Annotated in this window: 25 protein-coding genes; 17 read left to right on the forward strand and 8 right to left on the reverse strand. The window is 63.3% G+C overall.

Features of this window, described 5'->3' with window-relative positions; genetic code table 11:
• Positions 1-22: 22 nt before the first annotated feature.
• Positions 23-1,378: an MFS transporter gene (locus AC07T0_RS18925; RefSeq protein ID WP_495002658.1), complete on the reverse strand. Its 1,356-nt coding sequence runs from the start codon at positions 1,376-1,378 to the stop codon at positions 23-25.
• A 352-nt stretch (positions 1,379-1,730) separates the two neighbouring features.
• On the opposite strand from AC07T0_RS18925, the gene AC07T0_RS18930 reads away from it, so the two are divergent.
• The gene (locus tag AC07T0_RS18930; protein ID WP_495002659.1) at positions 1,731-2,447 is read left to right on the forward strand and encodes a FadR/GntR family transcriptional regulator; all 717 of its coding nucleotides are present in this window, start codon (positions 1,731-1,733) and stop codon (positions 2,445-2,447) included.
• Positions 2,448-2,573: 126 nt separating this feature from the next.
• Here the strand turns inward: AC07T0_RS18930 and AC07T0_RS18935 are convergent, their stop codons facing one another.
• Both AC07T0_RS18935 and AC07T0_RS18940 read right to left on the reverse strand, forming a co-directional pair.
• Positions 2,574-3,113, reverse strand: coding sequence for a cytochrome b (locus tag AC07T0_RS18935; protein WP_495002660.1), 540 nt, complete (start codon positions 3,111-3,113; stop codon positions 2,574-2,576).
• Positions 3,110-4,189: a catalase family peroxidase gene (locus tag AC07T0_RS18940; protein WP_495002661.1), complete on the reverse strand. Its 1,080-nt coding sequence runs from the start codon at positions 4,187-4,189 to the stop codon at positions 3,110-3,112. The genes AC07T0_RS18935 and AC07T0_RS18940 overlap by 4 nt, the downstream gene beginning before the upstream one ends.
• Positions 4,190-4,375: 186 nt before the next feature.
• On the opposite strand from AC07T0_RS18940, the gene AC07T0_RS18945 reads away from it, so the two are divergent.
• Both AC07T0_RS18945 and AC07T0_RS18950 read left to right on the forward strand, forming a co-directional pair.
• Positions 4,376-4,882: a sigma-70 family RNA polymerase sigma factor gene (locus tag AC07T0_RS18945; RefSeq protein ID WP_495002662.1), complete on the forward strand. Its 507-nt coding sequence runs from the start codon at positions 4,376-4,378 to the stop codon at positions 4,880-4,882.
• The gene (locus tag AC07T0_RS18950) at positions 4,879-5,628 is read left to right on the forward strand and encodes an anti-sigma factor family protein (RefSeq protein ID WP_495002663.1); all 750 of its coding nucleotides are present in this window, start codon (positions 4,879-4,881) and stop codon (positions 5,626-5,628) included. The genes AC07T0_RS18945 and AC07T0_RS18950 overlap by 4 nt, the downstream gene beginning before the upstream one ends.
• Before the next feature lie 164 nt (positions 5,629-5,792).
• Here AC07T0_RS18950 and AC07T0_RS18955 read toward each other — a convergent pair whose 3' ends face one another.
• Positions 5,793-6,629: an IclR family transcriptional regulator gene (locus tag AC07T0_RS18955; RefSeq protein WP_495002664.1), complete on the reverse strand. Its 837-nt coding sequence runs from the start codon at positions 6,627-6,629 to the stop codon at positions 5,793-5,795.
• A gap of 246 nt (positions 6,630-6,875) precedes the next feature.
• On the opposite strand from AC07T0_RS18955, the gene AC07T0_RS18960 reads away from it, so the two are divergent.
• The 9 genes from AC07T0_RS18960 (at position 6,876) to AC07T0_RS19000 (ending at position 16,568) form a co-directional block, all read left to right on the forward strand.
• Positions 6,876-7,904, forward strand: coding sequence for an ABC transporter ATP-binding protein (locus AC07T0_RS18960; protein WP_495002665.1), 1,029 nt, complete (start codon positions 6,876-6,878; stop codon positions 7,902-7,904).
• Positions 7,901-8,776, forward strand: a complete 876-nt coding sequence (locus tag AC07T0_RS18965; protein ID WP_495002666.1) for an ABC transporter permease — start codon at positions 7,901-7,903, stop codon at positions 8,774-8,776. Before AC07T0_RS18960 ends, AC07T0_RS18965 begins: the two co-directional genes overlap by 4 nt.
• Positions 8,777-9,571, forward strand: coding sequence for an ABC transporter permease (locus AC07T0_RS18970; protein WP_248797520.1), 795 nt, complete (start codon positions 8,777-8,779; stop codon positions 9,569-9,571). It begins immediately after the preceding gene.
• A 7-nt stretch (positions 9,572-9,578) separates the two neighbouring features.
• Positions 9,579-9,869: a (2Fe-2S)-binding protein gene (locus tag AC07T0_RS18975; protein WP_495002667.1), complete on the forward strand. Its 291-nt coding sequence runs from the start codon at positions 9,579-9,581 to the stop codon at positions 9,867-9,869.
• 144 nt (positions 9,870-10,013) lie between these two features.
• Entirely contained in the window at positions 10,014-11,369 is a 1,356-nt protein-coding gene (locus AC07T0_RS18980; protein ID WP_495002668.1) for an FAD/NAD(P)-dependent oxidoreductase, read from the forward strand.
• Positions 11,366-12,481: an NAD(P)/FAD-dependent oxidoreductase gene (locus AC07T0_RS18985; RefSeq protein WP_495002669.1), complete on the forward strand. Its 1,116-nt coding sequence runs from the start codon at positions 11,366-11,368 to the stop codon at positions 12,479-12,481. The genes AC07T0_RS18980 and AC07T0_RS18985 overlap by 4 nt, the downstream gene beginning before the upstream one ends.
• Positions 12,482-12,514: 33 nt before the next feature.
• Positions 12,515-13,567 carry an ABC transporter substrate-binding protein gene (locus AC07T0_RS18990; protein ID WP_495002670.1) on the forward strand — a complete coding sequence of 351 codons (1,053 nt, stop codon included), beginning with the start codon at positions 12,515-12,517 and terminating at the stop codon, positions 13,565-13,567.
• Between the two features lie 445 nt (positions 13,568-14,012).
• Positions 14,013-15,158, forward strand: coding sequence for a cell division protein ZapE (gene zapE, locus AC07T0_RS18995; RefSeq protein ID WP_495002671.1), 1,146 nt, complete (start codon positions 14,013-14,015; stop codon positions 15,156-15,158).
• Positions 15,159-15,257: 99 nt separating this feature from the next.
• Positions 15,258-16,568 carry a leucine-rich repeat-containing protein kinase family protein gene (locus AC07T0_RS19000; RefSeq protein ID WP_495002672.1) on the forward strand — a complete coding sequence of 437 codons (1,311 nt, stop codon included), beginning with the start codon at positions 15,258-15,260 and terminating at the stop codon, positions 16,566-16,568.
• Between the two features lie 132 nt (positions 16,569-16,700).
• Here AC07T0_RS19000 and AC07T0_RS19005 read toward each other — a convergent pair whose 3' ends face one another.
• Positions 16,701-17,405 carry a YebC/PmpR family DNA-binding transcriptional regulator gene (locus AC07T0_RS19005; RefSeq protein WP_495002673.1) on the reverse strand — a complete coding sequence of 235 codons (705 nt, stop codon included), beginning with the start codon at positions 17,403-17,405 and terminating at the stop codon, positions 16,701-16,703.
• Between the two features lie 215 nt (positions 17,406-17,620).
• Here AC07T0_RS19005 and AC07T0_RS19010 point away from each other — a divergent pair, with 215 nt between their 5' ends.
• Entirely contained in the window at positions 17,621-19,456 is a 1,836-nt protein-coding gene (locus AC07T0_RS19010) for a type VI secretion system Vgr family protein (RefSeq protein WP_495002674.1), read from the forward strand.
• On the opposite strand, the gene AC07T0_RS19015 is transcribed toward AC07T0_RS19010, so the two are convergent.
• The gene (locus AC07T0_RS19015; RefSeq protein ID WP_495002675.1) at positions 19,402-20,286 is read right to left on the reverse strand and encodes a LysR substrate-binding domain-containing protein; all 885 of its coding nucleotides are present in this window, start codon (positions 20,284-20,286) and stop codon (positions 19,402-19,404) included. The two genes, AC07T0_RS19010 and AC07T0_RS19015, sit on opposite strands and share 55 nt — an antisense overlap.
• A 113-nt stretch (positions 20,287-20,399) precedes the next feature.
• Here AC07T0_RS19015 and AC07T0_RS19020 point away from each other — a divergent pair, with 113 nt between their 5' ends.
• Complete coding sequence (locus AC07T0_RS19020; protein WP_495002676.1) at positions 20,400-21,509, forward strand: 2-aminoethylphosphonate--pyruvate transaminase; 1,110 nt, start codon at positions 20,400-20,402, stop codon at positions 21,507-21,509.
• A gap of 157 nt (positions 21,510-21,666) precedes the next feature.
• Positions 21,667-22,494 carry a phosphonoacetaldehyde hydrolase gene (gene phnX, locus AC07T0_RS19025; protein ID WP_495002677.1) on the forward strand — a complete coding sequence of 276 codons (828 nt, stop codon included), beginning with the start codon at positions 21,667-21,669 and terminating at the stop codon, positions 22,492-22,494.
• Between the two features lie 128 nt (positions 22,495-22,622).
• On the opposite strand, the gene AC07T0_RS19030 is transcribed toward phnX, so the two are convergent.
• The gene (locus AC07T0_RS19030) at positions 22,623-23,726 is read right to left on the reverse strand and encodes a DUF2855 family protein (RefSeq protein ID WP_495002678.1); all 1,104 of its coding nucleotides are present in this window, start codon (positions 23,724-23,726) and stop codon (positions 22,623-22,625) included.
• Positions 23,727-23,779: 53 nt separating this feature from the next.
• Here AC07T0_RS19030 and AC07T0_RS19035 point away from each other — a divergent pair, with 53 nt between their 5' ends.
• The gene (locus AC07T0_RS19035) at positions 23,780-24,442 is read left to right on the forward strand and encodes a TetR/AcrR family transcriptional regulator (RefSeq protein WP_495002679.1); all 663 of its coding nucleotides are present in this window, start codon (positions 23,780-23,782) and stop codon (positions 24,440-24,442) included.
• On the opposite strand, the gene AC07T0_RS19040 is transcribed toward AC07T0_RS19035, so the two are convergent.
• Positions 24,439-24,999 (reverse strand): NADPH-dependent FMN reductase, encoded by a 561-nt coding sequence (locus tag AC07T0_RS19040; RefSeq protein ID WP_495002680.1) that lies wholly within the window; start codon positions 24,997-24,999, stop codon positions 24,439-24,441. The two genes, AC07T0_RS19035 and AC07T0_RS19040, sit on opposite strands and share 4 nt — an antisense overlap.
• A 217-nt stretch (positions 25,000-25,216) precedes the next feature.
• Here AC07T0_RS19040 and AC07T0_RS19045 point away from each other — a divergent pair, with 217 nt between their 5' ends.
• Positions 25,217-25,456 (forward strand): hypothetical protein, encoded by a 240-nt coding sequence (locus tag AC07T0_RS19045; protein ID WP_495002681.1) that lies wholly within the window; start codon positions 25,217-25,219, stop codon positions 25,454-25,456.
• The last annotated feature ends 74 nt before the right edge of the window (positions 25,457-25,530 follow it).

Below are 25,530 nucleotides of genomic sequence, written 5' to 3' on the forward strand. Positions count from 1 at the left end.
TACCTGTGTTCAACCGCAGTATTCAATGGGATTTGTTCAGAGCCGGGCGGACCGATCCTGGCAATGTGTGGGTCGATTTGGGCTGGGTGCGGGCAAAGAACACCAGGATCGCGGCGATCACCGAGGCCGCCGCCAGGCCGTACAAGCCGCCCTGGATCGAACCGGTGCGTTCCTCCAGCAAGCCGAAGGTGGCCGGGGCGACGAAGCCGCCGAGGTTGCCCGTGGAGTTGATCAGGGCGATCACCGCCGCCGCGATACGCGCATCCAGGTAGGCCTGGGGAATCGGCCAGAACAGCGACGACGCGGACTTGAAACCGATGGCCGCGAAGCACACCGCGACAAAGGCGAAGATCGGCCCGCCGGTGGTGGACATGAACATCCCCAACGCCGCGATCAGCAGTGCTGAGGCGACCCAGGCCTGCTGGTGTTTCCACTTGCCCGAGGCGGCCGCGAAGGTGTACATGGCGATGATCGAAATCAGCCAGGGAATCGAGTTGAAGAAACCCACCTGCAGGTCGCTGAGCGTACCCATCTTCTTGATGATGCTCGGTAGCCAGAAGGTGGCGGCATAGATGGTCAGCTGGATGCAGAAATACAGCACGCAGAACAACAGGATCTGGCGGTCCTTGAGCAAACTCCAGATCGACGGTTTGACCGGCATCGAGGCATCACGCAGCTGCTGTTCGTCTTCGATGACCTGTACCAGCAACTGTTGCTCGGCGACGCTCAACCACTTCGCATCCCTGGGCGTGGAGTCAAGCCAGAACCAGGTGAACCCGCAGAGCACCACCGACGCCAGGCCCTCAATGATGAACATCCACTGCCAGCCGTGCCAGCCGAAGCCTTCGATCTGCAACAGGGCCCCGGACAACGGGCCGGAAATCAGCGAGGCCACGGCCGAGCCGCTGAGGAAGATGGCAATTGCCTTGCCACGCTCAACCCCTGGCAGCCAGCGGGTGAAGTAGTAGATCACCCCGGGAAAGAAGCCGGCCTCGGCCACCCCCAGCAGGAAACGCAGGATATAGAAGTGGGTTTCGTTCTGGGCAAAAGCCATGGCCGTGGCCACCAGCCCCCAGGTGAACATGATGCGGGTCAGCCAGAGCCGTGCGCCGACCTTCTGCAAGAGGATGTTGGAGGGCACTTCGAACAGTGCATAACCGATAAAGAACAACCCGGCACCGAAACCGTAGGCCGCGGCGCCGATGCCCAGGTCATGTTCCAGATGCGTGCGCACAAAGCCGATGTTCACCCGGTCGATGTAGTTGACGATAAACATGATGACGAACAGCGGCAGCACATGCCGCTTGACCTTCGCTACGGCGACGGCCAGCAGGGAATCGCGCGCCGCTACTGCGGACGGATCTAGGGTGTTGTTCACGACAGGTCTCCCACGGGTTATTTTTGTGTGCGGGGTGCTGGATCAGCCGATCCAGTCGACAGTCATCATACAAGTAGAAAAATAACGCAACAAGTGCCACAGCCGCGTTTTATAGGCAGAAATCATCGACGGCGAACAAAAAACCTTCGTAGTAAATTTATATCTATTTGATTTATAAGTATTTTATTAAATTAAAAAAGTACCCAGTAGAAACACACAAAAAGGCTTGGGCACCGCCATTCTTTAGAAGGAGCGGCTTCTGACTTCAAGTTGTCATACATGATGACGGTCATCGCTACGCCACTTGTCAGACGAGTGTTAAGCTGTCCCCTCGCCCCTGCGTGACACGCCCATGAACACTGAAACCGCCCCCTCCGCGCCACGGCGCAAACGCAGCCCCAACCTGGCCCACGACCTGGTCGATCACCTGACCCAGCAGATTCGCCTGGGGCATTTGAAACCGGGCGACAAGCTGCCGTCGGAAAGCGCCATCGTCAGCGAGCACAAGGTCAGCCGCACGGTGGTGCGCGAAGCGATTTCCAAATTGCAGGCGGCGGGTTGGGTGGAAACCCACCATGGGGTCGGCAGCTTCGTTCTGGAGCGCCAGGAGCCCCACGGCTTGCGCCTGAATGTGGAAACCGCGCTGAGCGTGCGCGACCTGCTGGAACTGCGCCTGGGCCTGGAAACCCAGGCGGCGGCGCTGGCGGCGCGACGGCGCAGCGACGAGCATCTCAAGCAGATGCGCGCGGCTCTGGACGAATATCGAAGCCTGTTGGCCAACAACGACAGTTGCGTGGCGGCCGACCAGCGTTTTCATCTGCTGATCGCCGAAGCCACCGGCAATGCCTACTTTTCCGAGATCTTGCTGCACCTGGGCAGCTCGATGATTCCGCGTACCCGGGTGCCGGGTGCGGAGCGCGGTGATGCCGACCTGGCGCAACTGGGCCAGTTAGCCAGCCTGGAGCACGAGGCGATCCTCAACGCCATCCGCCGCCAGGACCCGGATGCGGCGCGGGCGGCGATGTGGACGCACCTGAGCAATAGCCGCGAGCGGTTTTCCCGCGAATAACACGCCGAGTTCTGTAGGAGCCAGCTTGCTGGCGATCAGCCGACAGGCTGGGATTTTGGCGGTGCCGCGAAGATCGCCATCGCCAGCAAGCTGGCTCCTACAGGTTTCGGTCGTGCCTGACAGCCTTCAATCTTTACCACGCACCATGCTTTGCAACACCCCATCCCGGCGAATCCAGCCATGGAACAACGCCGCCGCCAGGTGCATCAATACCGTCAGGAACAGCAGATACGCCAGGTACCCATGAGCCTTGCGCAACAAGGCAAAGGTCGTCGGATTGGCCGAGACGATCGCCGGCAACTGCAGCGAACGACTCAACATCACCGGATCCCCCGCGGCCGAAATCATCGCCCAACCCAGCAGCGGCAACGCCAACATCAAGGCATACAGCAGCACATGGGAGAGCTTAGCCGCCAGCACCTGCCAACCCGGCAAGTTATTCGGCAGCGGCGGCTGGCGGGTACTGAAACGCACCACCAGACGCACCACCACCAACAGCAGGATCGCCATCCCCAGCGGCTTGTGCAGGTGCAGCAACCACTCATGCCGCTCGGACACCGAGGCCACCATACCGGCACCGATAAACAGCATCGCCAGGATCATCAGCGCCATCAACCAATGCAGCAGGCGCGCCAAGGGCGCGAAGTGATTCGAAGAGGCGCTCATGGACGGGTCTCCTGTGACGAATGGGCAGCGGGCAAGGCGCCGACTTCGCTGGTGCGACGCAGATAGGAACTGGCATAAGCCGCCGAACGCGCCGCCAGCAGGGGGTCAGCCGAGGCCTCGAGGCCGCTCGGCAGGACCAGCGGGTCGTAATTGATATCACGGCAATCGCCATCGTCCTGGGGCTGGGTGCTTTCCAGCACCAGTGTACCGGCGTTGAGCACCTTGTGTTCGCCGGTCCATTGCCGGCTGGCATCGTCCGTCGGATCACCCGGGTTGGCCAGGGTCAGGCGCAGCTGCCATTTCAACGGCCCGGCCGCCAGGCGCTGGGCCAGGTCCTGGGCCAGGAAGTCGGCACCGTCCGGCGCCGTCGCCCCCGCGGCATCCTGGCTCAGCGGCACCAACCCCCAACGCACGGCCTGGCGCTGGCCGGCCGCGTCGATCAGGTAGAAGGCATTCAGGCCGTTGTAGCTTTCGGTGGCATAGCTGGCCGACGGCTTGGCGGTCTTGACCCATTGCAGGAACGGCGCGGTTTCCGGATGGCTGGCGAAGAACGCCGCCATGGCCGCCGGGTTCGGCTTGCCGGTGCTCGGGTCGGGGGAAGCCGCCTTGAGCTGCTGGAAGAACGCCTCGGGCGTACCCACCGGAAACACCGGCATGCTGTTCATCCCGGTACGCCATTGCTGGCCGTTGGCCTGGGTGAAACGCAAGCCGAGACTGCGAATCGGTACGCTGCTGTCCGGCGCATAGGGATTTCCGCTGGGCAAGGCGAAGCGTCCTTCCACCGGCACGCTGCCTTCGCGAAAGACCTGGGCGGTGGAATAGGCACGCGCGGCATCGCTGCTTTCAAAATACCCGGCCACGCACACGCCCTTGGCATGATTGCGCCTGAAACCGGCATGCAGGCCGTTGTTTTTCTCGAAGGTATTGACGATGCGCCCGGGCGTCAGACGCCCCGGATCGAGCCGACCGCTGACATAGGCAAAAGCCCCGACCAGGGCGGCGACCACGGCGGCAATGCCGGCCAGGCGCAAGACCTTGCTCGACCCACTGAGGGGCGGTGGTGTGTGATCTACCATGAAAAAACTCCAGGGCCTCAGGCGGCCACAGGGTGAAGGAGCTATAAGACGAAGGCCGGTCCGGTTTATTCCAGACGCTCCGATTTATTTTTTCGAATGTTTATTTTCCGACCGCTGGAATAACCTTCGAGGCCAGGCGTCTTGCTAGTCCAGGCGTAGTGACTGGTTAAGAGCCCGCAGGATTCCATGAACGATCTCGATGAGCAGTTACGTGAACTGATCCCCCGGATGCGGCGCTTCGCCGTGTCGCTGACACGCAATCCCAGCAGCGCCGACGACCTGGTCCAAGCCAGCCTGGAGCGGGCTCTGTCCAGTTGGGGCAACAAGCGTGCGGAAAGCGACCTGCGGGCCTGGCTGTTCTCGATCCTGTATCGCCAATTCATCGACGCCCACCGTCGCGGCAAACGCTATGCGCGGATGCTCGAGTTTTTTACCGGCCGCGACGACGCCCAGCCCTCGCTGGAACGCACGGTGGTGGCCCAGTCGACCCTGGAAGCCTTCGAGCGGCTGCCCACCGAACAACGGGCGTTGTTGCTCTGGGTCTCGGTGGAAGGTTTGAGTTATAAGGAAGTCGCCGAGATTCTCGACGTCCCCACCGGCACCGTGATGTCGCGTCTGTCCCGCGCCCGACAGGCCCTGCGCCAGCTCAGCGAAGGCGAAATCACCAGCCCCTCCCTGCGGATATTGAAATGATCACTATTCCCCCAAGCGAACGCGACCTGCACGCCTACGTCGATCATCAGCTCAGCGACGCCGACCGGCAGCTGCTGGAGACGTACCTGGCGACCCACCCGGAGCTGGCCGAGCAGGTCCGCGACTGGCAGCGTGATGCCCAGCACCTGCGAGCGGCCCTGGGCGGCGCCTTGCAGATACCGGCGAACCCGGCGCTGGACCCGAGCGTGATTCGCCGACGCCTGCGCGGTCAGTCCCGTCGCCACCTGGCCAGTGCCGCGATGTTGCTGATTGCCGTGAGCCTCGGCGGTGTCAGCGGCTGGCAGGCTCGGCAAATGACCCTCCCGCTGCCCGCGCCGATGGCCGATGCGGTGCAGGCCTATCGCATGTTCGCCACCCAGGACAGCCTGCCGGCGGACTTCAAGGTCGAGCAGAGTGGCGACCTGCAAGGCTGGCTCGACCGTTACTTTACCCAGGCCAACCGCCTGCCGAACTTGCAGGATGCCGGATTCAAGCCGGTCAGCGCGCGCTTGCTGAGCACCGAGCAGGGCGCGGCGGCGATGGTTTTGTATGAGAACCCGCAAGGGCAGCGGATCAGCTACTACGTACGGCCGCCGGGGCCGCAGAACCATCTGCTGGAACGCGGTGGGCGGCGTGATGGCGAGTTGCAGGCCGAGTACTGGTCCGGCAGCGGCTACAACTACGCGATGGTGACCCCAGCGGACAGTCCGGCGGCGCAGTTGCTGCGGCAGACCACGCGGTTCTAGGGGCTGAGGCTTTCGCTGTTCTTGAGGGCCTCTTCGCGGGCAAGCTCCGCTCCCACAGGATCTCCGTTGTACACGGATTTTGAGTACGACTCCGATATTGTGGGAGCGGAGCTTGCCCGCGAAGAGGCCCTTGAGTTCACCCAAGAACTACCAAGCAGAGCCCCCTACGGTGCAGCACCAAATATCTGCGACGGCCGCCGCAACAACGGATCAAACGGATTGATCCGCGGCCCGACCGCCGCGGCCTCGCGCTTGAGCAACTCCACCACCGTCGGCAAGCGATCCGGCCCCAGGCGGTCGCTGATGGTGGCAACACTCAACGCCGCCACCGCCCGCCCCTCGCGATCCAGAATCGGTACCGCGACCCCGGCCATGCCCTGCAACACCCCAGTGTTACGACCGGCATAGCCGAGCTTGCGTACATTCTCCACTTCCGAACGCAGCAGCACTTCGTCATACAGATGGAAATCCCGCAGCCGCGGCAGGTTGTAACGAATCACCGTTTCCCGCTCCTCTTCCGGCAGGAAGGCGAGGATCGCCAGGCTGCCCTGCCCCACGCCCAGGGCCACGCGGCCACCGATATCGCCGGTAAAGGTGCGGATCGGAAACGGCCCTTCGCTACGGTCCAGGCAGATCGCATCGAAACCGCTGCGAGCCAGGAGGAACAGCGAATCCCCCAATGACGCCGACAAGCGCAACAACGCCGGGCGCACCAGTTCGCGCAGATTGCCGGTCTGCCCGGCCCGGGCCGCGAGGGCAAAAAAATCCAGGCTCAGGCGATAGCGTTTGCTGCGCCCGTCCTGCTCGACCATGCCCTCGTCCACCAGGCTGCGCAGCAGCCGATGCGTGGTCGGCTGGGACAAACCGACCCGCTCGGCCAACTGGGTCACCCGTTCGCCGCCCTCCGGTGTCTCCCCCAGGCTGCGCAACACGGCAAACAGCCGCGACACCGCACTGACACCGACTTCATTTTTCTTGTCATTCCGCTCACTGGAATCCATTGATGCTTTTCTCATCTAGAAATTTATTCAATGAATGAAAATGAAAATAATCATTCCACCAGTGAAATTCACCCTTTCGCACATCCTAGGCTTCGTCCTACTCTGCGTCCACAAGGGGCGATTCGAACAACATCGGTAGCCGACACAAGTCGAGCACCACGTACCCCGGCAATACCCTTTCGTCTCTGCCCATGACAAAAAAAGTGCGCCCCGGCGTGCACAACAACACACAGGTGGAACGCAGTTATGGCTTTTCTACGACTTGAAGGCGTGTGCAAGCGGTATGGCGAGATCGATGCCGTGGTCGCCACGCATCTCTCGGTGGACAAGGGCGAGTTCGTCTCGCTGCTCGGCCCCTCCGGTTGCGGCAAGACCACGACCCTGCAAATGATCGCGGGTTTCGTCGAAGTCAGCGCCGGCGCGATTATTCTCGACAACCGCGATATCACCCACGCCAAGCCCAGCAGTCGCGGCCTCGGCGTGGTGTTCCAGAGCTACGCACTGTTTCCCCATATGAGTGTCGAGGACAACGTCGCTTTCGGCCTGCGCATGCGCAAGGTGCCGGCCGCCGAAGTGCGCAAACGGGTGGCGACAGTGCTGCAACTGGTGCGTCTGCACCAGCACGCCGAACGTTATCCACGCGAACTGTCCGGTGGTCAGCGCCAGCGGGTCGCCCTCGCCCGCGCCCTGGTGATCGAACCGCCGGTGCTGTTGCTCGACGAACCGCTGTCCAACCTCGACGCCAATCTGCGCGAAGAGATGCAGTTCGAGATTCGCCGTATTCAGCGCGAAGTCGGTATCACCACGCTGATGGTCACCCACGATCAGGCCGAAGCGCTGTCCATCAGCGACCGCGTGGTGGTGATGCAGGCCGGGCGCATCACCCAGATCGACGAGCCCTATAAGCTCTACGAACACCCGCGCACCCGGTTCATCTCCGGCTTCGTCGGCAAGGCCAACCTGCTGCCGGGGGACCGCGATGCCAGCGGTTGCCCGCAAGTCCGTCAACTGCCGGGCAACGGGGAATTGACCCTGAGCCTGCGCCCGGAAAAGATCGACCTGCTGGCCGCCGGCAGCGGTCGTTTGCCCGGCAAAATCCTCAGCCGCTTCTTTCTCGGTAGCCAGTGGCTGTACCGGATCGATACCGCTGTCGGCGAGCTCACGGTGGTGCGCCGCAATGACGGTGCGGCGCCACTGAACGAAGGCACGACAGTGGGCCTGGATTGGCCGGCCGAGCTGCTGCGGGTGCTGGAGCACAGCGAGGTGCCGGCATGAGCCTGCTCGCGCGGATGCGCCAGGGACGCCGCGGTTACCTGCTCTCGGCGCCGGCCCTGCTGCTCTACCTCGGCCTGCTGATCCTGCCGCTGGGCCTGACCGCGGTGCTGTCGTTCAACGTCTTCGATTACCAGACCGGGGTCAAAAGCGACGCCTACACCCTGGAACACTACGGCGTGCTGTTCAGCGATCCGTATTTCTATGAAATTTTCCTGCGGACTTTCTGGATCAGCGGCCTGACCACCCTGCTCTGCGTGCTGATCGGGGTGCCCGAAGCCTACATCCTCAGTCGCATGGGCACGCCCTGGCGCTCGATCTTCCTGATCCTGATTCTCACCCCGCTGTTGATTTCGGTGGTGGTCCGGGCTTTCGGCTGGAGCCTTCTGCTGGGTGCCGACGGCTTGGTCAACCAAAGCCTGCAAGCCTTTGGCCTGGCACCGATGAAGCTGCTCTACACGCCGTTCGCGGTAGTGGTCGCCCTGGTCCACGTGATGTTGCCGTTCATGATCATCCCGGTCTGGACCTCGTTGCAAAAACTCGACCCGGCCGCCGAACAGGCCGCACTGTCCCTCGGTGCCAGCCACGCCAAGGTGATGCACCTGGTGGTGTTGCCGCAGGTCATGCCCGGAGTGCTGTCCGGCACGCTGATCGTGTTCGGCCTGTCCGCCAGTTCCTTCGCGATTCCCGGCCTGCTCGGCGGACGCCGCCTGAAGATGGTCGCGACCCTGGTCTACGACCAGTACCTCTCGGAACTCAACTGGCCGATGGGCGCGGCGATTGCCGTGGTGCTGTTGCTGCTCAATCTGCTGATCATGCTGTCGTGGAATCGGATGATCGAACGTCGCTACAAAAAATCCCTGGGGGCCGCGTAAATGTCCAGAAACGGCCCGTTGGCCCTGCTGTTCCACAGCCTGATCGTGGTGTTCATGCTGGCGCCACTGGTGGTGGTGTGCCTGGTGGCCTTCACCCCGGAAAACACCCTGAGCCTGCCGACCACGGACTTCTCATTGCGCTGGTTCCGCGCGGTGTTCGAGCGCGCGGACTTTGTCCAGGCGTTCTACAACAGCCTGATCCTGGCGTTCAGCGCCGCCAGCCTGGCGACCCTGATCGCGGTTCCGGCGGCCCTGGCGATGACCCGTCATCAGTTTCCCGGGCGGGACTTTCTCAATGGCCTGTTTCTCTCGCCGATCATCATCCCGCACCTGGTGCTCGGGGTTGCGTTGTTGCGCCTGTTCGCCCTGATGGGGGTCAACGGCAGCTTCGCCTGGCTGATCGGCGCCCATGTGCTGGTGATCACCCCCTATGTGCTGCGGCTGGTATTGGCCGCCGCCATTGGCATGGACCGCAGCGCCGAACAGGCTGCCGAATCCCTCGGTGCCGGGCGCTTCACGCTGTTCCGCCAGATCACCCTGCCGATGATCCTGCCTGGCGTGGCCGGCGGTTGGCTGCTGGCGTTTATCAACAGCTTCGACGAAGTGACGCTGTCGATTTTCGTCACCTCCCCCGCGACCCAGACCCTGCCGGTGCGCATGTACGTGTACGCCACCGAATCCATCGACCCGATGATGGCGGCGGTCTCGGCCCTGGTGATTGCGCTGACCGCGCTGACGATGATTCTGCTCGACCGGGTCTATGGCCTGGACCGGGTACTGGTAGGCAAACAATGAGGCCGACATGGCACTGCTGAAACGACTGGCCGAAGGCGACCGCCCGGCCCTGGACTTTACCCTCGACGGCGAACCGGCCAGCGGTCTGCAGGGCGATACCCTGCTCACCGCGCTGCTGACCACCGGGGAATACCTGCGCCACAGCGACTTTGGCGGCGAGCCCCGTGCCGGGTTCTGCCTGATGGGCGCCTGTCAGGATTGCTGGGTCAGGCTGGCCGACGGGCGTCGGGTGCGCGCCTGCTCGACGATGCTCGAAGCCGGACAGCAGGTCCGTCGAGAAGGGAGAAACACGCCATGACGTACGCAAAATCCAACCCTGTAGGAGCGAGCTTGCTCGCGATGAACCCAAGGGCACCGCGACTATCCGGATACCCCGCGTTTTCGTTGACGCCCATCGCGAGCAAGCTCGCTCCTACAAGGGATTTGAGCCGGCGGGCTGCCCATGTCTGAGATAGTGATCGTCGGGGCCGGACCGGCCGGTATCCGGGCCGCGCAAACCCTGGTAGCCCATGGCCTGCGCCCCTGCCTGCTGGATGAAGCCGCGCACGGCGGCGGACAGATCTATCGACGCCAGCCGGAGAACTTCCGTCGTTCGCCGGTGAAGCTCTACGGTTTCGAAGCCCGCAAGGCCGTCGCGATCCACCAGACCCTGGAGCGTCTGCGCGAACAACTCGACTACCGGCCCGAGACCCTGGTGTGGAATGCCGAGGACTCTGCCCTCGACACACTGCAACAAGGTCGTGCCGGGCGCCTGGCCTACTCGAAGGTGATCGTCGCCACCGGCGCCACCGACCGGGTGCTGCCGATCCCCGGCTGGACCTTGCCCGGGGTCTACAGTCTCGGTGCCGCGCAGATTGCCCTGAAGTACCAGGGCTGTGCCATCGGCCAACGGGTGGTGTTCGCCGGCAGCGGACCGCTGCTGTATCTGGTGGCCTACCAATACGCCAAGGCCGGGGCGAAGGTAGTGGCGGTGCTCGACAGCGCGCCCTTCAGTGCCCAGTGCCGCGCCCTGCCCGGTTTGCTCAGGCAACCGCTGACCCTCGCCAAGGGCCTGTATTACCGCAGTTGGCTGATGGCCCACGGCATCCCGGTGCATCAGGACGCCCATCTGCAACAGGTCGACGGCGAACAGCGCGTGCAGTCGTTGCGCTGGCGCCAGGGCGGCTTCGTGCGCGCGCTCGACTGCGATGCGCTGGCCTTCGCCCACGGGTTGCGCAGCGAAACCCAATTGGCTGATCTACTGGGTTGCCGCTTCAACTGGAACCCCTTGAATCGCGCCTGGCTGCCGGAGCGCGACAGCACCGGCCGCAGCAGCATGGCGGGCGTGTATCTGGCCGGCGATGGCGCCGGAATCATGGGCGCCGATGCGGCGGAAATGGCTGGCGAGCGAGCTGCGCTGGCGCTGCTGGAAGACCTGGGACGCGCCGTTGATCCGCAGCGGACAGCGTTTCTGGAGACTCGCCTGCAGCGTATCGATGCGTTCCGCCAGGGGTTGGAACAGGCCTTCCCTTTTCCCCTGCGCTGGGCGCAAGAAGCCCCGGACAGGCTGATGTTGTGTCGCTGCGAGGAAGTCAGCGTCGGCGAGGTACGCGCGGTAGTCCGCGAAGGCCATTGGGAGATCAATCGGGTCAAGGCCCATTGCCGGGTCGGCATGGGCCGCTGCCAGGGCCGGATCTGTGGTGCGGCGACGGCGGAAATTATCGCCTGCGAAAGCGGCCTGGCCCTGGACAGCATTGGCCGTCTACGGGCCCAGGCGCCAATCAAGCCACTGCCCTTTGGCGTGGAGGTCGCGCCATGATCGAGGTCGACGTGGTGATTCTCGGCGGCGGCATTGTCGGTGCTTCGGCGGCCCTCGCCTTGAGCCGTCAAGGCCGTAGCGTGGCACTGCTGGAGCGGGACTTCTGCGGCTCGCATTCCAGCGGCGTGAACTACGGCGGTGTGCGCCGCCAGGGTCGGCCATTGTCGCAACTGCCGCTGTCCCAGCGTGCCCACGGGATCTGGTCCCGCCTGCCAGAACTGATCGGTATCGATGGCGAATACCAGCGCTCGGGGCATCTCAAGCTGGCCCGTAGCCTCGGCGACCTGGCCGCCCTGCAAGCCTATGCCGACAGCAGCCAGGGCTTCGGGCTCGACCTGCAAGTGCTTGACCGTGACCAGTTGCGCCAGCGTTTTCCGTGGGTCGGCCAGGTCGCCGAAGGCGCCTCCTTCTGCCCCGACGACGGCCACGCCAATCCCCGGCTGGTCTCTCCGGCGTTTGCCCGGGCTGCCCGCCAGCTCGGCGCGACGGTGCTGGAACAGAGCGAGGTGAGCCAGGTCGAGCACGACGGCCGAGGTTTTGTCCTGCGGACCCGGAAAGGCCTCGAGGTTCACGCGCCCTGGCTGCTCAATTGCGCTGGCGCCTGGGCTGGCAGCCTGGCCGCGCAGTTCGGTGAAGCAGTGCCGATGTATTCCGGCCATCCGGCGATGTTGGTGACCGAACCCTTGCCCCTGGTGATGGACGCCAGCACCGGTGTCGAGGGCGGTGGCATCTATGCCCGCCAGGTCGCCCGCGGCAACTGCGTGCTGGGCGGCGGCCAGGGCTTTGCCCTCGACCACGCCCGTGCCCGACCGGGACAGAGCGCCGTGCTGGAGATTCTCCGCCAGGCCGTCGAGCTCTATCCGTTTCTTGAAGGTGCCCAGGCGATTCGCACTTGGAGCGGCACCGAAGGCTACCTGCCCGACCGCCAGCCGGTGATCGGCCCGAGCAGCACCCAACCCGGTCTGCTGCACGCATTCGGCTTTGCCGGCGCGGGCTTCCAGATCGGCCCGGCGGTGGGTGAAGTCCTTGCCGAGCTGGTGTGCCAGGGCCAATCGTCGACGCCGATCGAAGCCTTTTCCATTACCCGTTTCCACGCCACCCCCGCTGTTTGAGCGGGCCGTCAGAACCCAGAGGAAGATCGCGCCATGAAAAATGCTCAACGCAATGCCCTGATCGGTTTGTCCTGCCTGCCTCTCATGACCCTGCTGGGCGCCGCGCCGGCCCTAGCCGAGCCCACGCTGTACCTGGGCATGAACGGCGGGACCATGGAGCGCTTGTACACCGACAAGGTGCTGCCGCCCTTCGAAAAGGCCAATCACGTCAAGGTGGTCATTGTGCCCGGCACTTCCGCCGACATTCTCGCCAAGGTCCAGGCGAGCAAGGACAACCCGCAGCTGCATGTGATCTTCCTCGATGACGGAATCATGTACCGGGCGATCTCCATGGGCCTGTGCAGCAAACTCGAAGACAGCCCGACCCTGGCACAGATCCCGGCCAAGGGCCGGATCAAGGAGCAGGCGGTGGCCGTCAGCCTGGGGGTCACCGGGCTGGCCTACAACACGCGGCTGTTCAAGGCAAAAGGCTGGGCCGCGCCGACCTCGTGGATGGACATGGCGGACAGCAAATACAAGGACAAACTGGTGTTCCAGTCGATGTCGTCCTCGACCTTCGGCCTGCATGGTTTCCTGATGTTCAACCGGCTTCAGGGCGGCAGCGAGACCAACGTCGAGCCGGGTTTCAAGGCCTGGCCGGGCAGCGTGGGGCGTAATGTGCTGGAGTACATCCCGAGTTCGGCCAAGCTTTCGGAGATGGTCCAGACCGACGAAGCGGCGCTGTTTCCGCTGACCCCGACCCAGGTCACTGCGCTCAAGCTCAAGGGTATCCCGGTGGAGTACGCACAACCCAAGGAAGGCGCGGTGGTGCTGAACGTCGCCGAGTGCGCGATTGCCAACAACACCGAGCCCGCGTTGGCGCAGAAACTCGCCGAGTTCCTCTTGACCCCCGAGGCCCAGGCGGCGGCACTGGAAGATGGCGACCAGATCCCGTCCAACCCCAACACCCCGACCACCGACAAGACCCGCGGCCAGGTCGAGGCCATGAAGCAATACCTGGACACAGCGGTGGCCATCGACTGGGATCAGGTCAACCTGCTGCGGCCTGAGTGGAACGCCCGCTGGAACCGCAGTATCGAGCGCTAGTAGCCAGCGTTATCCACTTGAAAGACACACTACCCCGTGGCGGGCCGGCTTGTCGGAACGCCGCACCGCCGCGCAGAGGGGCGAAGCGTCCCTAAACCCAGTGATCGCGGCGGATCAGGTAGAACGCGGTGGCTGATTGTTCCACTGGGTTCAGGCTCCTGTTCAAGCATGGGCCTGAGATCCGCCTGCGACAGGCAACAGGTTTACCAGCCCCGGAACATGGGACAATGCCAAAGCCATAGGTCATTTCAAGATCCAACTCCTTCTGAATAGAGGTTGCCTTGATTGAGACGTCACGGTAAAACTTGGAAAGTGGTTAAAGATTAATCAATATAGCGATATGCCTTGATCCTTTTTCCATAGCATTGTGCCTCCCGAGGCATGATGTTTGTCACACTATCACGACCCAGACGCTCTGGATTTTTACGCAAGGGGATCTTTTCCGTTGGCCGCTCCGCCCCCCCATCGCCCTGGCCTGAAATCCCGTTGGCCAGCCTTGCGCCGCTTCTTCGGCAAGGCTTTCGCTGGCAAGGCCAGTGTCATAGCGCCGGCCCACGACGTGCATGAGTATTTCCGACGCAAGGCCAACCACCAGGGTTACACCCTGAGCCTGAGTCAGCAGCGGGTCATCGAACGCATGGCGCAGCAGGCCAGCGCGCTGCTGCACAGCGCGCCCCAGGGCCGCCAACGCAGCCTGTACCTGCACGGAGCGGTCGGACGCGGCAAGAGCTGGTTGCTGGACGGCTTTTTCCAGGCCGTGCCGATTGCCGAGAAACAGCGAGTGCACTTCCACGACTTCTTTACCCACCTGCACCAGGGCATGTTCCGTCATCGGGAAACACCGGATGCCTTGGGCCGGACCCTCGACGAACTGCTCCAGGATTGCCGGCTGCTATGCTTCGACGAATTCCATGTCCATGACATCGGCGATGCCATGCTCATCAGTCGGTTGTTCAAGGCCCTGTTCCAGCGCGGCGTGCTGTTGTTGGTCACCTCCAATTACCCACCCGAGGGCCTGCTGCCCAATCCGCTCTACCACGCCCGCTTCAAGCCGGTGATCGACCTGATCAACGCCCGCATGGAGGTCATGGAGGTCGGCGGCCCGCATGACTACCGCAGCCAGCCACGCGGCCATACCCAACAGCAATTCACCCAGGGCCAGTACGTCTGGCCGGGCAGCCCGGCACAACGCCAGGCCCTGCGGTTGCCGCAACGCCAGGCTCCGGCCTTTGGCCTACGGGTGGGTGCCCGGCAACTTAACGTGCGCCTGTGTGCCGAGCGCACCGTGCGTTTCGAGTTCGCCGACCTGTGCGACCAACCCACGGCCGTGATGGATTACCTGGAGCTGTGCCGACGCTTCGACACCTGGATCATTGATGAACTGCCCAATCTGGAGGACTGCTCGATCGCGGCCCAGCAGCGTTTCATCAACCTGATCGACGTGCTGTACGACCAGGACAAGCGCCTGCTGTTGATCGGCGAGCGGTCGCTGCGTGACAGCCTCGGCGGCAACGCCATCGACCTGGCGCGGACCCGCAGTCGGCTGGGACAGTTGCTCGAAGTCGGGCCTGAGGCCGTCAGCCAAGACTGACACCCGCCCCGCACTGGCTCATCACAACACCATCACTGAACAACATTGCTATCATGGCGGTCTTTTTTCGATGATCGCGACGAGTACTCACGCCTGCTTATGGATACCCTTGCCCAACTGCGCGCCGGCCAACTGACCGGTATCAAGCGACTCGACCTGTCCTGCGGGCTGAGCGAGTTCCCCCGGGAAATTTTCCAGCTGGCCGACTCCCTGGAAATCCTCAATCTGAGCGGCAACGCGCTGAGCAGTTTGCCGGACGACCTGCACCGGCTGCCGCATCTGCGTATCCTGTTCTGCTCGGACAATCTGTTCACCGAGTTGCCGGTTTGCCTGGGCCAGTGCGCCAAGCTGAGCATGGTCGCCTTCAAGGCCAACCGCATCGAGCAGGTGCCGGCCGCCGGCCTGCCGCCTCTTTTGCGCTGGCTGATCCTGACCGACAACCGTATCACCGAACTGCCGGAAGAACTGGGCCGCCGGCCCTTGTTGCAGAAGCTCATGCTGGCCGGCAATCGCCTGCGCACCCTGCCCGCCAGCCTGGCGGACTGCCATAGGCTGGAACTGATCCGCATCGCCGCCAACCAGTTGGACGAGTTGCCGCAGTGGCTGTTGACCCTGCCGAGCCTGGCCTGGATCGCCTACGCCGGTAACCCGAAGCTTGATCACACCGGCGAAGTGCTGGTCGGCGACAGCACGCCGAGCATCGACTGGAACCAGTTGCAGCTTGAACAGCGCCTGGGCGAAGGCGCCTCGGGGGTGATCAGCCAGGCACGCTGGAGCCGTCCGGCAGCGCCAGCCTTATCGGTGGCGGTCAAACTGTACAAAGGCAGCATGACCAGCGACGGTTCGCCGCAGAATGAAATGAATGCCTGCATCGCAGCGGGCCTGCATCCGAGCCTGATCAAGGTCGAAGGGCGCATCGCCGGCCATCCCGATGGCCAGGCCGGCCTGGTGATGGAGCTGATCGATCGGCAATTCGCCAATCTCGCGGCGTTGCCGAGCCTCGATTCGTGCAGCCGTGATGTGTACCCGAGCGAGACCCGCTTCAGTGCCGGTCAAGCCTTGCGCATGGCACGCGGGATCGCCTCGGTGGGTGCGCATCTGCATCGCCTGGGGCTGTGCCATGGCGACCTGTACGCACACAATATTCTCTACAACGAAGCCGGGGACTGTCTGCTCGGGGATTTTGGCGCCGCGTCGTTCCATGCGCCGACCGACAGCCTGGAGACCCGCGCCCTGCAACGTATCGAGGTGCGCGCGTTCGGGATTTTCCTGGGGGAGTTGCTGGAGCGGATCGACGGGGCGATGGATCAGCCTGCGCTTGAGTCGCTGCAGGCCTTGCAGTTGCGCTGCGTCCAGCCGGATGTGCTGGCCCGGCCGGGATTCGAGGCGATCTGCGCAACACTGGCATAAAACGATCAGGTGGCGAGCCCTAATGCCATTGTAGGAGCGAGCTTGCTCGCGATGGACGTCAACGATAACGCCGGGCACCTGATACCCCTCGGTGTCCTGACCACCATCGCGAGCAAGCTCGCTCCTACAGGATCAGCCCGCCAGGCCGACAAACATGTCCTGCACGTCGTCATGGTTGTCCAGGCCTTCGAGGAAGGCTTCGACTTCGGCCATCTGCTCGTCGCTCAGGCCGCTGACCGGATTCTTCGCCTGGTAACCCAACTTGGCCGACAACACGGTGAAGCCTTGCTCCGGCAGGGCTTTCTGCACCGCGTCGAGGTCGGTCGGCTCGGTGAGGAACAGGGTCGCGCCCTCCTCGCCCGGTTCGAAATCCTGGGCGCCGGCTTCGATAGCGGCCATTTCCGGATCCGCCTCCGGGCTGTCCGGGGCCGCTTCGATCAGGCCGACATGGTTGAAGTCCCAGGACACCGAACCCGACGCGCCCAATTGGCCCTTGCGGAACGCCACGCGGATTTCCGCCACGGTACGGTTGATGTTGTCGGTGACACACTCAACGATCAACGGCACCTGGTGCGGGGCGAAGCCTTCGTAGGTCACGCGGTGATACTGCACGGTTTCGCCCAACTGGCCCGAGCCTTTCTTGATGGCGCGTTCCAGGGTCTCACGGGGCATCGAGGCCTTTTTCGCCTGCTCGACCACCAGACGCAGGTGTGCGTTGGTGGCGATGTCCGCACCGTTACGGGCGGCAATGGTGATTTCCTTGACCAGCTTGCCAAAGATCTTGCCCTTGGCGTTGGCCGCCGCTTCTTTGTGTTTAACCTTCCACTGTGCGCCCATTACTCACTCTCTCGATCAGAGGCGTCGTGACATTTATTGGCCGACGCTTTGCCGCCCAGTTTATACGGCCACAACCCGCCAATCGACCAAAACCTGACGAAGATTACGACTCTACCCTGATGATCGTAGGCAATTTCCCAAACATCGTTTTGCGGTGTCCAGGTGCCATCGGCTTTTCGTACCCTCTGCCGCAAAATCCGTGGAGAAGCGACGAAATGCCTCAGGACAAGGAACGACAGATCTCACTGACCATCGGCCTGCTCCCTGACCCCTTGCCGGTCATCCGTTTCAAGGGCCGTGAGGCCTTGAACGAGCCCTTTCGTTTCGAGATGGAATTGCTCGGCGACACCGCCCTGGACCTGGAGCCCCTGCTGCATCGTCCGGCCCGGCTGAGCCTGGGCCGCGGACAGGCCAGTTGGCATGGGGTCATTGAGCAAATCAGCAGCCGCTACCTGGAGCCCCGGCTCTGTCATTACCAGGTGGTGTTGGTACCGCGCCTGCAAGCCCTGGCGCGTTACCCGCGACGGCGGGCATTCTGCGACCTGAGTGTTCCGGCGATTCTCCTGCGGCTGCTGCAGGCCCACGACCTGGAGGCCGCCGATTACCGCTTCGAGCTCGAGCACGGCCGGTACCCGCGCCGAACCCTGTGCCTGCAGCAGGATGAAAACGACCTGCAGTTGCTGAACCGGCTCTGCGAGGAAGAGGGTATCCACTATCACTTCGAACAGGCGCCGCAACGGCATGTCCTGGTGTTCGCCGAAGACCCCCAGAGTTTTCCCGAACGGTCCGGCGTGGTGCCCTGTCACGACAGTGCCTCGGGACTCGGGCAGCCCTTTATCAGCCAACTCTACGAACGTCACCAGATGTTCGCCAGCCATGACAGCCGACTGCCCGGACATCCCCCCGCCTGGCCACCACAGATACCCGGCGACAGCGCCGCCAACCAGGCACACGCCTATGGCCTGCACACCGCCAGCCCCACGCCGCGCCAGCGACACGAACAGCAACGCAGCCAGCGTATCCTTGAGCGGCTGCGTTGCGAACAACGCCAGATCCAGGGCTATAGCAACCTGGACAGCCTGCGCAGCGGCGAAGTCCGACGGATCGGCGGCCATCCACGGCAAGCGCTCAACGATCAATGGCTGATCACCGAAGTTCAGCATCGGGGCGAACAGTGCCTGGACCAAGGCCCCATCGACGCGTTCAGTGTCGAGGACGACGACGGCCTGCATGATGGGTGTTTCAGCGCCCACGGCTACAGCAACCACTTCCGGGCCATCCCCTGGGCAACGCCATTTCGCCCCTCCTTGCGGCACAAACGCGCGGCCGCGCAGGGTTATCAGATCGGCACCGTGCTGGGGGCACATGCAGGCACCGCCCGCCCGGATGCCCTGGGACGCCTGCGGGTGCAGTTGTCGAACAGCGTCCAGCCCGAGGACCGCGCGCCAGGCTGCTGGGTAGCGCCGGGGGCCGCGCAAGGTCAGGCCCTGCGGGTCGGTAGCCAGGTGCTGATCGATTTTGTCGAGAACGAGCCCGACCAGCCGGTGATCTGTGGTTTCCTCTCTGACCGGGACCGCTACGCTGCCGTCGACCCGCCGCTGCTGGCCGATCTGCCACTCGGCGGTGCCGCGCCGTGGGAACAGCAGGACAGCGTCAATGCGACGGACGAGGACCCCGGGGAGTTCTATCTGTATGAACACCCCGATAAACCGCCAGCAGCCGCCACACGCTGCCTGTGCGAAAACATCTGGTACATCGTGCGAATGCCCCGCCCCGGACTCAAGGAACTGGCGCGCCTGAGCCGCGATGACATCCTCCTGGAAGGCCGCAGTGACAGCCGCGGCGCGGCCCTGCTGGGCCCCGCCGGCAGACGGCGACTGGCCCTGGAACTGGCCGCCACGCCGGAACAGCTCTGGCTGCTTTACCCCGGACAATGCGTGGCCCTGCATGAGTACATCCAGCAGCATTGGAGCCTGCACCAGCGCCAGGCCTTTTTTCAGGCCGGGCTGAACAACGCAACAGTTTCCGGCGCCAGCCCGAGAAACGCCTGAATCAGCCGCAGCTCCTTGCGCCGCTCCAGGCAGCCGATCTGGTGCCGGTTGCTCAAGCCGTCACCCCTGATCGGCAGCGCCCGCACCCGGAGGTCATGACTGACCTCCAGCGATGAGACGATACCCACGCCCAACTCCGCGGCCACCGCTTCGGTCACCGCCTCGCGGCTGTCCAGTTCCAGCAGTACCCGCGGATTCACAGCGGCCTGGGTACAGGCCTGGTCGAAGGTGCGTCGGGTGATCGAACTCGGCTCGCGCAGCACCATGATCACCTGGTCCAATTGCTCCAGGGCAATACCCTGTGGCTCGGCCAGCCATGGATGCCCCTGCGGCACCAGCGCACAGATCCGCGACTCGCTCAGGGATTGCAGGTACAGGCCCTTACGCGGCTCGACCTCGGTCAGCACCGCCACATCGGCATGCTCGGACAACAGCGCCGCCAGGGTTTCCTGGGCATTGCCCAGTCTCAGGTTGACGGTGATTCCCGGATAGCGCGCCCGTAGCCGGGCGAGCATAGGCATGACCCTATGCGGTCCGTCCGCGGCGATTTCCAGGCGCCCGGTCAACAATTGCCGATTGGCTTCGAGCATGACCTGGGCCTCCTCGGCCAGGCCGAACATGGCCCGGGTAATCGCCGCCAGCCGGGTGCCCTCGGCGGTCAGTTCCACACGCCGCGCGGTGCGCCTGAGCAAGGTGATCTGGTAGTGCTCTTCCAGGGCCTTGATATGCCCGGTCACGGCCGGCTGGCTGATGAACAGCCGGGCCGCGGCCCGGGTAAAGCTGCCCTCGCGGGCCACGGCATCGAATGCGCGCAGTTGGAACAGGTTCATTGCTATCGGCCTCACTGATAGCTCGCATAACAACAAACAATTTGATTGATGACAAGCCAAACGGCAATTTATGCCCTGTATCCCGTCAACGATCCCTGCCGCGAGAAACCCGCATGCGTACTGCCGATCCCGTCCTGCTCACCCCAGGTCCACTGACCACTTCGGCCCGCACTCGCCAGGCGATGAGCCAGGACTGGGGCTCCTGGGATGAAGGGTTCAACCAACTGACGGCCCGTCTGTGCGAACAACTGCTGGCGATCGTCAATGCTGCCGACAGCCATCACTGCGTCCCCTTGCAAGGCAGCGGCACCTTCGCCGTGGAGGCGGCCATCGGCACTCTGGTGCCCCGGGATGGCAAAGTACTGGTGCTGATCAACGGCGCCTACGGCCAGCGCCTGGCGAAGATCTGCGAAGTCCTGGGCCGTTCGTTCAGCACCTTCGAAACCGCCGAGGACCAGCCCACCGCCGCCGCTGATGTCGAGCGCTTGCTGCTTGCCGAGCCAACCCTCAGCCATGTCGCGCTGATCCACTGCGAAACCAGCACCGGCATCCTCAATCCACTGGCGGACATCGCCGAGGTAGTCGCGCGTCACGGCAAGCGCCTGATCATCGACGCCATGAGTTCGTTCGGCGCCTTGCCCATCGACGCCCGCCAGGTGCCGTTCGATGCGTTGATCGGCGCTTCCGGCAAATGCCTGGAAGGCGCGCCCGGAATGGGCTTCGTCTTGGCCCGCAAGCAAGCACTGGCCACCGCCGCCGGCAACTCGCCTTCACTGGCGTTGGATCTGCACGATCAGCACGCCTATATGGCCAGGACCGGCCAATGGCGTTTCACCCCACCGACCCATGTGGTCGCGGCGCTGCACGAGGCGCTGTTGCAGTACAACGAGGAAGGCGGCCGGCCCGCCCGCCTCGGGCGTTATGCCGACAACTGCCAGGTGTTGCTGGAGGAAATGGCCCGGCTCGGCTTGCGCAGCTTCCTGCCGGCGTCGATCCAGGCGCCGATCATCGTCACCTTCCATGCCCCGAAAGATCCGCGTTACCAGTTCAAGGCGTTCTACGAACGGGTCAAGGCCAAGGGTTTCATTCTTTATCCGGGCAAGCTGACCCGGGTCGAGACCTTCCGCGTGGGCTGTATCGGCCAGGTCGGGCGCAGTGAGATGCGGGCAGCAGTGGCGGCTATCGCAGAGGTCCTGCGGGAAATGGAAGTGCTGGATATCTAGAACCCAAGACTGAACACGCCCCCTGTAGGAGCCGGCTTGCTGGCGATAGCGTTTTTCCAGGCAACGACGATGGCGACGACCAGATCGCATCACCAGCGAGCCGGTTCCTACAGGTCTGTATTCCAATTTTCTATTATTGTATTCAAGGCTGACCGACATGAACTACCGCAATCCCACCCAACTGCAAGCCGCCATCCTCGACTGGGCCGGCACCGTCGTCGATTTCGGTTCATTCGCCCCGACCCAGATCTTCGTCGAGGCCTTTGCCGAATTCGACGTGTCGGTGTCCATCGAGGAAGCCCGCGGCCCCATGGGCATGGGCAAATGGGACCATATCCGCACGCTATGCGACCAACCGGCGATCAGCGAGCGCTACCGCGAGGTGTTCGGCCGCGCCCCGAGCGATGACGACGTCACGGCCATCTACGAGCGCTTCATGCCCCTGCAGATCGAGAAAATCGCCGAACACTCGGCGCTGGTTCCCGGAGCCCTGGAGACCATCGCCACACTGCGCCGGCAGGGACTGAAGATCGGTTCGTGCTCGGGTTATCCGGCCCGGGTCATGGAGAAGGTCGTGGCCCTGGCGGCCAGCAACGGCTATGTCGCCGACCATGTGGTAGCCACCGACGAAGTACCGAACGGTCGCCCCTGGCCAGCCCAGGCCCTGGCCAACGTGATCGCGCTGGGCATCGACGACGTTGCCGCCTGCGTCAAGGTCGACGATACCGTCCCGGGGATCCTCGAAGGTCGCCGGGCCGGTATGTGGACCGTCGCCCTGGTGTGTTCGGGCAATGCGCTGGGGCTGACCTACGAGCAATACCGCGGCCTCGACCGGGCGAGCCTGGACACTGAGCGCCAGCGTATTCACATGGTGTTCGCCGGCTCCCGGCCGCACTACCTGATCGACACCCTCAACGATCTGCCGCAAGTGATCGTTGATATCAACCAGCGCCTGACGAAAGGTGAAATGCCGCAAGGCAACTGATGTGGGAGCGGAGCTTGTGTGGGAGCGGAGCTTGCCCGCGAAGGCGCCCTCAAGGACGCCAAAAGCTTCGCGGGCAAGCTCCGCTCCCACAGGCTATGTGTTCACCGCAGCGCACCAGCACCGGGATTTCAGAGCTTGATAATATTGCCCTGGGCCGGCGGCACCTGCCCGTGATAGAGCCGTGAGATCAGTTGCTGGGCGGCGGCGTAGCCTTCATCCACGACAACCTCCAGCAACGGCGTCGGCCCTGCGCTCACCGTCTGGTAGAAACGCTGCAGCCCCTCGCCGATATATCGGCTTACCTGTTCCGGCCCCCATTCGGCGTTACGCTTGCGGATCTGGATCGGCGCAAAGAAGAACACTGGCTGCGGCCCTTCGATCGCCGTGAGTTGCGCCTCACCCGTGGTTTGCGCGGAACCGGCGAAGCAGCTGTAGAGCAACTGTCGGCCCAGGCGCTGATGCACCCGATCACGCAGCGCCAGGTCACCGGAAAAATCCACATAGAGCGTCGGCTGATCGGCTTCCAAGCGGTCCAGTTGATCGTAGGCCAGGGTCTGTTCATAACAGCCCAGGCCGGCGACAAACTCGCGGTTGGAGGCGGACGTCAGGGCGACACGGGTCAGTTCGGGCCGGCCCTCCAGGCACACCGCCGTGCCAAAGGCGGTCTTGCTCGACGCGCTGGAAAACACCAGGCGCGTGGCGCCGAAGAACTGGTTGTCCTGGAGGAAGTCGGCGAGCATCGCCGAGGTCAGGAACAACGGCTTGAGCAGTATCTGCAGGTCCTCGGTGTCTGGGCTGTAGTAAGGGTCCCAACTGCAGCGCGTATACTGGTTATAGGCCGAGGTCAGGTCCCTGCGGTGCTCTGCGCCGTCATAAAAACCCCGCTCGGTCACTCGCTCCGGCTTCATCCAAAGATGGCTGGCAATCGGAAAGTAACCGTAGAACCGCTCCCCCACCGCCACCCCGTCGACATTCGACACCAGTACATCGGCAAAGCCCCATACCGGTATCTGGCCCCACTCCGACTGCCCGGTAGGAAAAAATCCCCAGTAGTTCATCGAGTCGCCATAGGCGGCGTAGGTGATGTTGTTGGTGGTCAGGGCACAGCGTTCGATCTTGAGGAGCGCCTCTCCAGGACCGGCCACCAGGGCCCGTTCCTGTACTTCGATGCGGCTCTGGTCGAGACCGTTCTTGCGGGTGATCAGTCGTGTTACCGTGCTGGCACTTGGCATAATCAGACTCCTATCTGCAACGATTGCGGGTGCAACCAGCTTAATGGCAGACCATGAAGAACGGGTTCGGAAACGCCGGCAAGCCGGCTGCACACAGCCTCAAGCCCCGCGCCAAGCCGCTCAAGCGGCCCAGCCAGGCACGGGCGATATTCACTGTCGAGGCCATTTACGAGGCCTTTGTTCGGATTTGGCAGCGCAGCGGCTGGTCCGCCCTGACCACCCGTGCGGTGGCCCTGGAAGCCGGTGTCGCCATCGGTACCCTGTACGACTATTTCCCGAGCAAGGCCGCGCTGTTGTCCGGTTATGTGCGTCATAGCATCGAACGTTTGCTGCGCCAACTCGATGACCAGGTGATCCAGGCCGAGGGCCTGGGCTGGCAGGCGCGCGTCGAGCGGCTGGTGCAGCTCAGCGGGCATCCGGCAAGTCCGAATCAACCGTTGTTCGACTACCCGCTGCTGATGCTCGAACACCAGATCGCCGAGCCCAAGCACCACCAACGGGTGTTCCAGGAGCTGTCGCAGAAATGGCGGGAAGCCTTCGACGCCTGCACCGACCTGGCTTCCCACCCCTCGCAGGAAGCGATCGATGCCTGGCTGGTGCTGATCTGGGGTGGACGGCGGTATTGCATCACCGCGCAATTATCGGCGGCACAGATCGATGCCTGGTTGAAGGAAACCCAGGGGCTGATCCGTCAGCGCCTGGAAAATCCGCTCTAGGCCTTCTTGTAGCACTCAACCCATTGTCCATAGGCATTGATAAAACCTTGCAGGAAGGGTTTTATCGACTCCGACGGCTGGCCGGCCTCGTCGAACGCACTGCCCGCACCGCTCAGATAAGCTTCCGGCTGTTGCATGCAGGGCACGTCGAGGAACACCAGGGATTGGCGCAGATGGTGATTGGCGCCAAAACCACCAATGGCTCCCGGCGAGGCGCTGATCACCGCGCCCGGCTTGCCGCTCCAGGCACTTTTGCCATAGGGCCGGGAACCGACGTCGATGGCATTTTTCAGGACTCCAGGCACCGAGCGGTTGTATTCCGGGGTGACAAACAGCACCGCGTCGGCGGCCCGGACCTGTGCGCGAAAAACCTGGTAGGCCGCCGGCGGCGCGTCGGTATCGACGTCCTCACTGTAAAGCGGCAGATCGCCGATCTCGACGATCACCAGCTTCAGGTTCGCCGGTGCCAACCCGGCCAGGGCCAGCGCAACCTTGCGATTGATGGATTGTTTTCTCAAGCTGCCGACCAGGACAGCGACCGTGTAGACGTTGCTCATAAGAACTCCCGACTAACTGGCAAAGGAACAGTAGTTATAGATGATCAGGTGCCACTGTTCCGACGATTTTTGCCCCGTCAGTCCACTGCTTTCCCCCTCTTCGGCCCAGAGCCTGTAGAGTAGAGCGACTATTTTTTCCCCAGCGCAAAACTTCCCCCGCCAAACCACGGTCTACTGAGCCGCAAATCGGGTGTTCATTTCCAGAGGTTCTAAACAGATGGCCGCAGTACTCGTTGGACAATTTCATGCCAGAGATGCGGAAGGTCGCGTCTATTCCGTGCATGAGTTCCAGGAATCCACGCCTTCGACCGAAGGCCTGGCCGGCACGGAGCCTGTCACCACCTACAAACTGGCCATTGGCGATCGCATTAACAAAATCGACGACAACTCCTTCCAACTGGTTCAATCCGGGGTCACGCTCATCCGCGAACCCGAGCCCTCGACCGCTGCTTCCTGATCGGGGACAACAGGCGCAGGCAGCCACCTGAAGTCATGTGAGCAGACTTGAGTTAGGATCAGTCCACTGACCCC

The sequence above is a fragment of the Pseudomonas sp. GW821-FHT04D07 genome (assembly GCF_059420225.1).